Origin of the sequence: Pseudoduganella aquatica, assembly GCF_009857595.1 — a bacterium.
Lineage (GTDB): Bacteria > Pseudomonadota > Gammaproteobacteria > Burkholderiales > Burkholderiaceae_D > Rugamonas > Rugamonas aquatica_A.
The window spans coordinates 22,041-34,306 of the sequence record NZ_WWCU01000049.1; the positions used below are offsets into that span (position 1 = coordinate 22,041).

The 12,266-nt window shown below is 66.6% G+C and carries 9 protein-coding genes and 1 riboswitch; of the genes, 2 read left to right on the forward strand and 7 right to left on the reverse strand.

Annotation, left to right across the window (positions count from 1 at the left end; translation table 11 throughout):
• The first annotated feature begins 43 nt into the window (after window positions 1-43).
• Both GTP77_RS26870 and GTP77_RS26875 read left to right on the forward strand, forming a co-directional pair.
• Window positions 44-1,204: an iron-containing alcohol dehydrogenase gene (locus tag GTP77_RS26870; protein ID WP_161075228.1), complete on the forward strand. Its 1,161-nt coding sequence runs from the start codon at window positions 44-46 to the stop codon at window positions 1,202-1,204.
• Window positions 1,205-1,218: 14 nt separating this feature from the next.
• Window positions 1,219-1,318, forward strand: a riboswitch (TPP riboswitch).
• A gap of 47 nt (window positions 1,319-1,365) precedes the next feature.
• Window positions 1,366-3,501: a TonB-dependent siderophore receptor gene (locus GTP77_RS26875; protein WP_161075229.1), complete on the forward strand. Its 2,136-nt coding sequence runs from the start codon at window positions 1,366-1,368 to the stop codon at window positions 3,499-3,501.
• Between the two features lies 1 nt (window position 3,502).
• Here GTP77_RS26875 and GTP77_RS26880 read toward each other — a convergent pair whose 3' ends face one another.
• The 7 genes from GTP77_RS26880 to GTP77_RS26910 all read right to left on the reverse strand — a co-directional run.
• A complete protein-coding gene (locus tag GTP77_RS26880) occupies window positions 3,503-4,189 on the reverse strand; it encodes a hypothetical protein (RefSeq protein WP_228895819.1) in 687 nt (228 codons plus the stop codon).
• 62 nt (window positions 4,190-4,251) lie between these two features.
• The gene (locus GTP77_RS26885) at window positions 4,252-4,785 is read right to left on the reverse strand and encodes an AAA family ATPase (RefSeq protein ID WP_161075231.1); all 534 of its coding nucleotides are present in this window, start codon (window positions 4,783-4,785) and stop codon (window positions 4,252-4,254) included.
• 10 nt (window positions 4,786-4,795) lie between these two features.
• Complete coding sequence (gene pnuC / locus GTP77_RS26890) at window positions 4,796-5,419, reverse strand: nicotinamide riboside transporter PnuC (RefSeq protein ID WP_161075232.1); 624 nt, start codon at window positions 5,417-5,419, stop codon at window positions 4,796-4,798.
• A 157-nt stretch (window positions 5,420-5,576) separates the two neighbouring features.
• Window positions 5,577-7,721: a S46 family peptidase gene (locus GTP77_RS26895; protein WP_161075233.1), complete on the reverse strand. Its 2,145-nt coding sequence runs from the start codon at window positions 7,719-7,721 to the stop codon at window positions 5,577-5,579.
• A gap of 64 nt (window positions 7,722-7,785) precedes the next feature.
• Window positions 7,786-9,009, reverse strand: a complete 1,224-nt coding sequence (locus GTP77_RS26900; RefSeq protein ID WP_161075234.1) for a PAS domain-containing sensor histidine kinase — start codon at window positions 9,007-9,009, stop codon at window positions 7,786-7,788.
• Window positions 9,006-11,576 (reverse strand): chemotaxis protein CheB, encoded by a 2,571-nt coding sequence (locus tag GTP77_RS26905; RefSeq protein ID WP_228895815.1) that lies wholly within the window; start codon window positions 11,574-11,576, stop codon window positions 9,006-9,008. Before GTP77_RS26905 ends, GTP77_RS26900 begins: the two co-directional genes overlap by 4 nt.
• A gap of 74 nt (window positions 11,577-11,650) precedes the next feature.
• The coding region (locus GTP77_RS26910; protein WP_161075235.1) for a TolC family protein at window positions 11,651-12,266 on the reverse strand (616 nt) is incomplete at its 5' end.

Sequence of the window (12,266 nt, forward strand, 5' to 3'; positions counted from 1 at the left end):
AATGGCGGGCTCAAGCCAGCCAAATTCAAACAAGGAGCCTGCTTTGCTTAACTTCGATTTCCACAACCCTACCCAGATCCTGTTCGGCCAGGGCCAGATCGCCGCCATCACGCCGCTGGTGCCGGCCGGCGCGCGCGTGCTGATGCTGTACGGCGGCGGCAGCATCAAGCGCAACGGCGTCTACGAGGAAGTGAAGGCTGCGCTGAGCGGCCACACGGTGATCGAATTCGCCGGCATCGAGCCCAACCCGCACTACGAAACGCTGATGAAAGCGGTCGCCATCGTCAAGGCCGAGAAGATCGATTTCCTGCTGGCGGTGGGCGGCGGCTCCGTGATCGACGGCACCAAGTTCGTCGCGGCAGCCGCGCTGTTCGGCGAAGAAGACCCATGGCTGATCCTGAAGAAAGGCGGCGCCAATATCAACGCCGCCCTGCCCTTCGGCAGCGTGCTGACCCTGCCCGCCACCGGCTCGGAAATGAACGCCGCCAGCGTGGTCACGCGCGCCGCCACGCAGGAAAAGCGCGCCTTCCACAGCCGCCACGTGTTCCCGAAATTCTCCGTACTCGATCCGAGCAAGACCTTCACGCTGCCGCTGCGCCAGGTGGGCAACGGCGTGGTGGACGCTTTTGTGCACGTGATGGAGCAGTACCTGACCTACCCGGTCAACGCGCCGGTGCAGGACCGCTGGGCCGAAGGCCTGCTGCTGACGCTGATCGAGGAAGGCCCGAAAACGCTGAGCGAGCCGGAGAACCTGGACGTGCGCGCCAACGTCATGTGGAGCGCGACCATGGCGCTGAACGGCGTGATCGGCGTGGGCGTGCCCCAGGACTGGGCCACCCACATGATAGGCCACGAGCTGACCGCGCTGTACCAGCTGGACCACGCGCAAACCCTGGCCGTGGTGCTGCCGGGCATACTGACGGTGCGCAAGGAAGCCAAGCGCGCCAAGCTGCTGCAGTACGCGGCGCGCGTCTGGGGCATCAGCGAGGGCGATGAGGACAGCCGCATCGCCGCCGCCATCGCACGCACGCGCAGCTTCTTCGAGCAGATGGGCGTGCCGACGCGCTTGTCCGGCTACGGCCTGGACGCGTCCGCGATCGACGCCGTGGTGGCCGCGCTGGAAGCGCACAAGCTGGTCAAGCTGGGCGAACACCGCGACGTGGACGCCGCCGCCGCCCGCGCGGCACTGGAGCTCAGTTTGTAAATCGTGCTACACTTGTAATTCGCTAGGGGTCCTGGGAACGCGTTTTCCGGGTGAGAGATACCCTTCGTACCTGATCTGGATAATGCCAGCGAAGGAAAGCGCAAAGTTGTTTCCCCTCCTTTGTACCCTTCCGTTGGCTCCCATTTTTACGAGAGCCTAAAATGTCCGCACGAAATTTCGCAGTTAGCACGATCGCCCTGGCGGTCTCCCAAGCCTTTACCGTTTCCGCCTTTGCAGACGACGCGCCAGCCGTAGCGCCAGCCGTAGCGCCAGCCGAACAAGCGCCGTCGGAAGTGGTCGTCATCACCGGCAAGAACGCCGCCCCCCGCGCCTCCGTGGCCGGCTTTACCGACATGCCGCTGCTGCTCACGCCCGCATCGGTGACGGTGCTGAGCCGCGAGAAGATGCAGGATCTGAACATCCGCTCCACCACCGACGCCGCCAAGTTCGACGCCAGCATCAGCGACGCCTACAACGCCGTCGGCTACGCCGAGCAGTTCTCCATCCGCGGCTTCAAGCTCGACAACGGCAGCAGCTACCGCAAGGATGGCATGATCATCCCTGGCGACACCCAGATCCCGCTGGAGAACAAGGAAGCCATCGAGGTGCTGAAGGGCCTGGCCGGCCTGCAGTCCGGCATGGCCACGCCGGGCGGCATCATCAATTACGTGACCAAGCGCCCGACGGCCACGCCGCTGCGCTCCGTCACCATCGAAGCGAGCGAGCGCGGCACGGTGCTGGGCGCCGTGGACGTGGGCGGCCGTTTCGAGGACCGCCGCTTCGGCTACCGCGTGAACGTGGCCGGCGAGCGCCTGCGCTCCTACGTCAAGGGCGCGGACGGCCACCGCAACTTCATTTCCGGCGCCTTCGACTGGCAGATCTCGCCGCAGGCGCTGCTGCAGCTGGACGCGGACTACCAGAAGAAATCGCAAGTGTCGGTGCCCGGCTTCCAGCTGATTAACAACGCCACGCTGCCCAAGATCTCCGCCGACAATATGCTCAACAACCAGTCGTGGAGCTATCCGGTGGAGACCGAAAGCAGCAACATCGGCGCGCGCTTCAGCTACCAGTTCAACCAGGACTGGAACGCCACCGTGAGCGCCAACAGCCACTCCTTCAAGCGCGACGACTACACCGCCTTCCCTTACGGCTGCGGCGCCCAGGACCTGTACCCTGGCTTCTGCGCCAACGGCGACTACGACGTGTACGACTACATCAGCCTGGGCGAACGCAAAAAGCCGCAAGCCATGCAGGCCATGGTGCAGGGCAAATTCGCCACCGGCGCCGTCAAGCACGCCGTCACCGGCGGCTACTCCTTCTACAAGAACAGCGAGAAGTGGGGCGACGACATTTACGAATACGCGGGCACCAGCAATATCTTCCACCCTGTCGCCGTCAAGCCCACGGGCCTGACCAGCGGCCCGGTGACGGAGCGCCGCAGCGACCGTGAACGCGCGGTCTTCTTCCAGGACGTGGTGGGCCTGACCGAGCAGCTCACGCTGCACGCCGGCGCGCGCCACACCCAGGTGGAGCGCAACCAGCTGGCCGCCAAGGCCGCCACCGACGAAAGCTTCTGGCTGCCCAATGTGTCGCTGGTGTACGCACCGCTCGCCAACGTGTCGGCTTACGCCAGCTGGGCCGAAGGCCTGGAGCGCGGCGGCATCGCGCCCAAGCAGACCAGCAACCAGAAAGAAGCGCTGGCGCCCTCGCTGTCCAAGCAGGTGGAACTGGGCGTGAAGGCGGACCTGTACAAGGACCTGAGCCTGGCCATGTCCGTGTTCCAGATCCGCAAAGGCCTGGAATACACCGACGCGCGCAACACCTATGTGCGCAACGGCCAGGCGCAGCACCGCGGCCTGGAGCTGTCGGCGCAAGGCCACGCCACGCCGGACCTGATGCTGGCCTTCACCGCCATGGCGCTGAACACCGAGCAAAGCGGCACCGGCCAGGCCGCGCTGGACGGCAAGCGCGTGACCAATGTGCCCAAGTTCAAATCGTCGATTTACGCCGAGTACGCGCTGCCGCAAGTGGCAGGCCTGAAGCTGAACGCCAACTGGCAGCACGCGGGCAAGAAGGCCTTCGACCCGGAGAACACCTTCTTCGTGCCGAGCTATAACACGCTGAACCTGGGCGCGTCCTACGCCACCAGGATAGGCGCCACCTCCGCCATCTTCCGCGCACAGGTCTACAACGCCACCGACAAGTTCTACTGGCGCGACGTGACGCCGGACCTGGGCGGCTACCTGTTCCCCGGCGCCGAGCGCACCTTCAAGCTGTCGGCGCAGCTGGACTTCTAAGTCAGAAGATGTACTGCACCCGCATGGCGAAGCTTTTCGCCGTGCGGGCTGAATTCCGTCCCACCAGCCACGCGGCTTCGTATTTCAGCTCCTGGCCCGCGCCCAGTTCGCGCGACCCGAACAGCGCCGGCCCAAGCCGGTGCGAGCGCCGCTTCTCAGGCAGCCAGTCGTTCCACTTCCCCACTTCGCCAAAGCCCTGAATGCCGGGCTGCAGCCAGCTTTTCCAACGCTGCTTGACCTGCCACTGGTAGACCAGCTGCGTCTGTTCCGGCTCGCCGGTGCGGTAGTCGCGCTGCAGGAAGGCGTTGAAGTTGAACTGCGTGCGCCAGACTTCCGTTTGCAGCACCGGGCCTATCTCCACGCTGTAGCTGTGCGGGCTGGCGTTGCTGCGGCCCACGCTGGTGTGCAGCGCCAGGTCGAAGGCGTACTGGCCCTGCGTGAGCATGTAGTCGTTCTGCCATTCCAGTTCAGCCAGCCTGTCGCTGCGGCCGTGCAGCCGTATCCACACGGCGGACAACTCGGTGTACCAGCGCGACGTGACGCCGTAGCCGAAACCCAGTTCGGGCGACGACACGCTGGAACTGTGCTTGTAGTCGGCGTTCCAGTATTTGAAATCCACGGATTTCTGGCCTTCCACGTCATAGGTGGAGACCAGGTAGTAGCCGGTGCCGGCGCGGGCTTGCGGCAATGGCCCGGCAAGCAAGGCGGCGAGGAGTAGGAGGAGGAAGCGGGGGACGGTGGGCGCTCTTTTCATCCTGCCAATGTAGCAGGACTGCCCAGCAAACGCTCGACTTTCATCAAGCGTTGTTCAGGTGAGCCGCTCACCAGTGTGTACGGAATGCCACGCGCGGCCAGTTCCTCCAGCAGCAGCGCGCTGACAGGGCCGCTGGCGTCCTCCGGCTCGCGCATCAGGCCATCGGGCACCCAGGGCAGGTCCGGCGCGCACAGCAAGGTGACGTCGTAGCGGTGCGCCGCCGCCAGCGCCGCCAGTTCGGCGTCGATGCCGCCGAAATAGTGGCGGCTGTAGACCGCCGTCATCAGCGGCGTGGTGTCGCAGAACAGGAAGCGGCGCGCCTGCGGCATGGCGGCCTGCTCGCGCGCCACCTGGGTGCGGGCGATGTGGATCTGGTCGCTGGATACGGGCAGGCGGGCCTCGGTATCGACGAACTCGCGCAGGTACTCCGGCACCCAGATGGTGCGGTAGTGCTGCGCCAGGCGCGCCGCCAGCGTGGTCTTGCCGGACGACGCGGAGCCGACGATGGCCACGCGCAAGGGCTGCGTCATCGCCGCACCGTCACTTCAGCACCATGGCCCCGGCGGCGGCCCCGCCCTCGCCCATGGATTTTTTCCACGCCAGCAGGCCGACGGCGGCCATCGCCACGAACATGCCGTACAGGAGCGCGGTCAGCATCAGGCCCTTGTGCAGGTACAGGCCGACGTAGATCACATCGACCACGATCCACACATGCCAGTTCTCCAGCTTTTTGCGCGACAGCAGGAACTGGCCCACCAGGCTGCCGGCGGTCAGGAAAGCGTCCGTGCGCGGCACGTCGGTGTCGGTGTAGCGGTGCAGGAACCAGGCCAGTACGGCAAAGCCCACGGCCCAGCCGGCGGCGGCCAGCCACAGGCCGCGCCGCGTGGTGCGGGTGACGGGTAGCTGCTCGTGCGTAGCGTCGCCGTGCAGCCACTGATACCAGCCCCAGAACGACACCGTGATGAACACCGCCTGCAGCGCCATGTCGCCATACAGGCGCGCGCCGTAGAACACCACGCCGTAGGTGGCCGAGGACAGGATGGCGAACAGCCAGGCCCAGTGGTTCTGGCGGATATTGAGCAGCACCGTCGCAACGGAGAGCACGAAGGAGAGCAGTTCCAGTGGCGTGGTTGAAAAACCAAGCAGGTCGATGGCAGAGTTCATAGCGAGATCGGGCGGGGACGCCGGATTATGCACCCAATCGGCCGATAAGCCAACCATGGCCACGATGCGGCTTGCATATTGCCAAACCAAAAAAAGGGGTCAGGGTTAGTTCTCCCGCATGGGAAAACTAACCCTGACCCCTTTTTGGTTTACCGATTTATTTCTTCGGGTATTTGATGGTCATTTCTTTCAGCAGGTTGTCGGCGTGGTCGACTTCCTTCATGACCCACAGCATGTAGCGGATGTCCAGGTGGATGGCGCGCGTGATGGCGGTGTCGAAGTACCAGTCCTTGGTGATCGACTCATACGTGGAGTCGAAGTTCAGGCCGATCAGCTCGCCGCGCTTGTTCATCACGGCGGAACCGGAGTTGCCGCCGGTGGTGTCGGCGCTGCTCAGGAAGTTGACCGGCACCGTGCCCAGCACCGGGTCCTTGAACTGGCCGTAGCGCTTGGCTTTCACCGCTTCGATCAGATTGTCCGGGGCGATGAAGGGGTCTTTGCCGGTGTGCTTCTCGACGATGCCTTCGACCGTGGTGAACGGGCCCTTGGTCAGGCCGTCCTTGGGCGAGTAGGCCGACACGGTGCCGTAGGTGACGCGCAGCGTGGAGTTGGCGTCCGGGTAGACCGGCTTGCCCTGCGATTTCTTCCACGCGATCACGGCGGCCATGTATTGCGGCACCACGCGTTCCAGGTTGCCGTCCACTTCCATGCGGCGCTCTTCCAGCGACAGGCCCACGGCGTGCAGCTTGACGGCCAGCTTGAGGAAGGCGTCGTCGGACGCGGCGATAGCGGCGGCGTCCTTGTCCATCAGCGCCAGGCGCTCGGCGGTGGCGCCCAGCTTCGATTGCGCGTACAGCGCCGGCACGTCGGCCACCGCAGGCAGCAGCGCGTCCAGGCCTTGCGGATGGGACTTGGCGGCCAGCTTGGCGTAGCGCGCCAGGCCGTCGGTGTAGCGGGCCTGGTCCACCTTCAGCGTGAAGGACTGCTCCAGGCGGCTCAGGCGGGCCTTGATGGGGCTCACGTCGCGCTGCTGGTAGCCGGCCTTGCGCTCGGCGTCCGGCTTCTGCTTTTCCAGCGCCAGGCGGTGCAGCGTGCGGGCGCTTTTCAGCAGGTCGCTATTGGTGGCCACGTTCCAGGCGAATTCTTCGTCGGACAGGGCCATGTCGGCGGCAATGGCCGCGTCCAGCTCGGACAGCATGGCGGACGATACGCCCGGCTGCTTGGCGTACCAGGCGCGGAATTCGGCGTCCTGGCCGTCCTTGACGGCGGCCAGGTCCTTGCGCGCGAAGCCGTCCAGCAGGCCCAGCGTCTTTTTCATGCGGTTGTTGATGCTCTTGACCACGCTGGCGTAGCGCACCACGCCCGCTTCGTCGCCCTTGGTGGCGGCGGCGATGGTGTCCAGGTCGGACTGGTATTCGGCCGCCTGCAGCGGGTAGGCCGAATCGCGCGCGTTGCGGATTTCCACCGGCAGCTTGTAGCGGCTGGTGCGGCCGGGGTAGCCGGCCAGCAGGATGGGATCGCCGTTCTTCAGGCCTTCGGCGGAGACCACCAGGAAGTCCTTGGATTTGTACGGCACGTTGTCCGGCGACGGGTCCGCCGGGCGGCCGTCCTTGCCCACGTAGGCGCGCAGGAAGGAGTAGTCGCCGGTGTGGCGCGGCCATTCGTAGTTGTCGATGTCGCCGCCGTAGTTGCCGATCTTGTCGGACGGCGCGTAGACCAGGCGCACGTCGCGGATCTGCATCTGGCGGATGCGGTAGTACTCGGCGCCGCGGTGGAAGCTGGGCACCGAGCAGCGGTACATCTTGTCGGTTTCGCATTCGGCCACCAGGGCCTTGATGCGCTTCTGCGCTTCTTCGTGGCGGGCCTTGCCGCCCAGCTTGTCCAGGCCTTGCAGCACGCGGGCGCTGACGTTTTCCACCTTGTCGGTGATGTAGACCTGCAGGTTGGGGCCGCCCGGCAGTTCGGCGTCGCGGGTCTTGGCCAAGAAGCCGTTGGCGATGTAGTTGTGCTCCGGCGTGGAGTTGCGCTGGATGGCGCCGTATGCGCAGTGGTGGTTGGTGACCACCAGGCCGTCCGGCGAGACGAAGGACGCCGAGCAGCCGTCGGTCGAGACGATGGCGCTCATCGGGTGTTTGGACAAATCCGCCAGTTTTTCAGCCGGAATGGCGATGCCGATGCGTTTCAGCTCGGCTTTGAGCTGCGGCAGCTGGTGCGGCTGCCATTGGCCTTCGTCGGCGTGGGCAGGGCTGAAGGCGGCCAGCAAGGCGGCCGGCAGTGCTGAAAAGGCTAGCGTTTTGAACAAGATAATCCCCTAATATAGAAAGCTGCCGCAGTATAGACCGTGCGCATGCCGCTGAAAATGGTTTTTAGCTATTGCGGCCCGGCAGCCGCATGCTGACACGGCAGCCCTGCCCTGCACCGTAAACCACGTCCAGCGTGCCGCCGTGGGCGCGCAGGCGTTCGCCCACACCCAGCATGGCCAGGGCCTGGCGCTGGCGGCGCCCGGAGACCGGCACGCCACCGCCGCTGCCGGCGTCGCCGGCGCCGTCGTCGGTCAGCATCATCTGCACGCCGGAGCCGCCGCTGCGGCGCAGGCTGACGGCCACCGCGCTGGCGCCGCCGTCGCGCTGCACCGAGTCGAGCACGGCCTGCAACTGGCGGAACAGCATCAGGGACGCGCCGCCGTCCAGGCAATCGAACACCTGCTCGTCCGGCACGTCCAGCGTGCAAGCCAGGCCGCTGCGCTTGCGGAACTCGGCCAGCTGCCAGTCCATGGACGCTTGCAGGCCCAGTTCCAGCACGGCGGGCCGCAGCTGGTTCAGGATGGCGCGCACACTGCGCAAGGTGATGTCGATGGTTTCCAGCGCGGCGCCGGTGCGCTCGCGCAACGGGCCGGGGTGCGCCAGGCTGCGCTTGTTCAGCAGCACGGCGTCCAGGCGCAGCGCGAGCAGATTCTGCGCCACGTCGTCGTGCACGGCGCGCGCCATCTCCTGCCGTACCGTTTCCTCCAGGTTGGCTACATGCTCGCCCAGCAGGCGCAGTTGCGCATTGTCGCGTTCCAGCTCTGCGGTGCGTTCAGCCACCTCGGCCGCCACTTGGATTGACACCTGCGAGGCCACCGCCACGGCGCCCTGCGGCGCCAGCACGATGCAGCACAGGCCGGAAGCCGCGTCGAACCGGGCCTCGATGCGCACGGCGCCGGCGCCGGGAATGCCGTCGAACAGCTGCGACTCCATGCCGGCGCGTCCACTGCTGCCGAGCAGGATGGCGGCGAAAGCGCGCCAGCGCGGCTGCTGCTCGGGCGCCAGGTAGCGCTCGAAGGGCTGGCCCTTGAGCGCGGCCGCGCTTAGACCAAGCAGCGCGGCGCCGGCCTGGTTGGCGCTGACCACGCACCCGGCCTCGTCCAGCGCGTAGCTGCAGGCCGGCGACAGCTCGAACAGCTGCTGGTACAGCGCCTGCCCGGCCTGCGCCTGGTCGCTGCTTTCCTGCAGCGCCGTGAGCGCCTGCTGCTGCAGGTCCAGCTCGATCTTGCTGAGCTGGAGCGCCTGCCATTGGCGCAGCTGGTCGCTCGGGTGCTTGCCGCCACTCATGGACTGCCTCCGTCTGCGCCGTCGGCCAGGCTCAGCGCTCGCAACTGCGATTCAAGCTGCTTGGCGCCGGTGATGTTGATGAAGGTGAGCACCAGGCCGTCGATCACATTGTCCACCGTGCGGTAGGGCATGATGCGCACCGTGAACCAGCGCCCGTTGCGGGTGGGGATCTGCTTTTCGCTGAACACCAGCGTGCGCAGCACTTCCCCGGCGTCCTGCTCCAGTTCGGGGTAGACCAGGTCGCTGGCGATATCGCTCAGCGGGCGCTGCACGTCGCTGGCGATCAGCTTGTAGACTTGCGTGGCCTGCGTGGTGAAGCGGCGGATGTGCAGCACATTGTCGAGGAAGATGGTGGCGATGTCGGTGCTGTTGAGCAGGTTCTTCATGTCGCTGTTCACCAGCGACAGGTCGTCCACCTTCGACTGCAATTCGGCGTTGACGGTGTACAGCTCTTCGTTCAGCGACTGCATCTCCTCCTTCGAGGTGGTCAGCTCCTCGTTGGTGGATTGCAGCTCCTCGTTGGTCGATTGAAGTTCCTCGTTGGCCGAGCGCAGTTCTTCGCGCGAGGTTTGCATTTCGTCGCGCACGGCCTGGATTTCCAGGCGCGCCTGCGCCAGCTGCTGTTCCAGCTCGGTCACGCGCGGGCTGGCCAGACGGGTGCGGCGCGCGGCCTGGCGCGGCGCGCTGAGGAAAGTCACCAGCGCCATGCCCTCCAGCGCCTCGCCGTCGCGCAGTGCTTCGGCGCTCAGGTCCACCGACAGCTCCTGGCCGCTGGCGCTCTTCATCACCAGGCCGGGCAGCACCTGCGGCCCTTCCTCGGCCAGCGCGCGCTGCAGCAGATCGGCCAGCGGGTAGCGCAGGCCGTCGCGCGCCATGGCGTGGATATTCCAGTTGGCCTTGCCCGCCGCCGGCTCCAGGTAGGCGCCCGTGCGGCCGTGGATGTAAAGGATGTCGCCGTCGCGGTTGAGCAGGACGGCTGCCGGCGTGTGCTTTTTCAGCAGCAGCTGCTCAACCTGCGATTGAAGATTGCCGTTCATGGATGCAGACCTGGCTTCGTTGGGAATGGGCGCGACTGCCGCCACCCTGGTTGGGAAATAGTGTACCAGCCTCTGCGAGCCGGCATCGAGCCGCTGGTAGATGCGGCTGCCGCCGGGCAGCGGCGCGAACAGTTCGGTGAAATGGCCCGGCGTGTCGGCGCTGCCCAGCAGCAGCAGGCCGGCCGGCTTGAGCGCGTAGTGGAACAGCGGGATCAGGCGCTGCTGCAGCTTGGGGCTGAAGTAGATCAGCAGGTTGCGGCAGCTCAGCACGTCGAGCTTGGTGAACGGCGGATCGGAAATAATGTTCTGCTGCGCGAAGATGATCATATTGCGCAGCTCCTTGCGCACCCGGTAGCCGCGTTCGTCGGCCACGAAGAAGCGCTGCAGGCGCTCGGGCGACACGTCGGCCTCAATGCTGTGCGTAAACAGGCCTTCGCGGGCGCGGTCGATGGCGTCCGGATCAAGGTCGGTGGCGAAGATCTGCAGGCTGTACTTGGCGCGCGGGCTCACGTGCTCGATGGCTTCGCTGAACACCATGGCCAGCGAATACGCTTCCTCGCCGGTGGAACAGGCCGGCACCCAGGCCTTGAAGGCGGCGCCGTCCGGGTGCGCTTCAAGCAGCTGCGGCAGGGCCACGGCCTTGAGCTGCTCCCACACTTTCTGGTCGCGGAAGAAGTTGGTCACGCCGATCAGCATTTCCTTGAACAGCAGCTGGACCTCGCCCGGATTGTCCTGCAGCAGGGCGACATAGGCCTCCAGCGTGGGGCACTGGTGCAGCGCCATGCGGCGTTCGATGCGGCGCATCACCGTGTTCATCTTGTAATCGGCGAAATCGTTGCCGGTGCGGGTGAGCAGGTTTTGCAGCAGTTCGGCCAGCGCGTTGCGGCGCTGCGCGCCGGGCAGCACGTGCAGCACGTGCTGCGGCGGCTGCGCCAGGCGCTCCGCGATCAGGGCCGGCATGTCGCCGGCGCGGGCGACGATGTCGGCGCTGCCAGCGTCGATGGCGCTTTGCGGCATGGCGGCGAAGCGGGCCGACGCGGGCTGCTGGGCCAGCGTCATGCCGCCGCGCTCCTGGATGGCGCGCAGGCCGGCGGTGCCGTCGCTGCCCATGCCGGACAGCACCACGCCGGCAGCCAGGGAGCCGCATTCGGCAGCCAGCTGGTTCAGGAAATGGTCGATCGAGACGGATTGGGTGCGGGTTTGCGGACGTAGCGTCAGACGCAGCAAACCGTGCGCATAGCCCAGGTCGCGGTTGGGCGGGATCACGTAGACGTGGCCCGCTTCAAGCGGCATGCCGTCGGCCGCCTCCCGCACCGGCATGGCGGTCACGCGCTGCAGCAGTTCGGGCAGCATGCCAATTTGCAGCGGATCGAGGTGCTGCACCACCACGTAGGCGAACGGGCTGGCGGGCGGCACGGCTGCCAGCAGCTCGCAGATCGGCTCCAGTCCGCCGGCGGACGCGCCTATGCCCACCACGGGAATGGCTGGCCTGGATGCCGGCATGGGCTCGGTGGAATCGCGTTGGTTCATGGTGCGGGGCTTGGGCAAAGCGCTGATCTGGATTGCCGATTATACAAAGCGCCTTGCCCGAAAGCCAGCACGCGCTATTGCGCGTGCCAGCCGCCGCCCAGCGACTGGATCAGGGCCACGGCCGTGGTCTGGCGGTCGGCCTGGGCTTGCAGCAGCGCGCGGCGGGCGTTCAGGGCCGTGACCTGGGCCTGCACCACTTCGGTGTAGCCGACCTGGCCGGCGCGGTAGCGGTTGAGCATCTGCTGCTCGACCTGGTCGGCGGCGGCGGCGGCCGTGCGGCGGTGCACCTGCTGCTGTTCCAGCGCGCGGCTGGCGGCCAGCTGGTCCTCGACGTCGGCGAAGGCGGACAGCACGGTCTGGCGGTAGCGCGCGATGGCGGCGTCGCGCGAGGCCTCGGCGCCGGCCACGCGGGCCTTGATGGCGCCGGCGTCGAAGATGGTCTGGGCCGCGGACAGGCCCAGCGACCACAGGCTGTTGGAGGCGTTGAACAGGCCGGAGGCGGCGCTGGCGCCGAAGCCGTAGGAGGCGCTCAGGTTCAGGTTGGGGAAGTAGGCGGCGCGGGCGATGCCGATCTGCTCGTTGGCGGCGGCCACGCGGCGCTCGGCGGCGGCGATGTCCGGGCGGCGCTGCAGCAGCCCCGAGGGCAGCACCAGCGGCACGGCGGGCACCACCGCCCCGCCCCACGCGGCC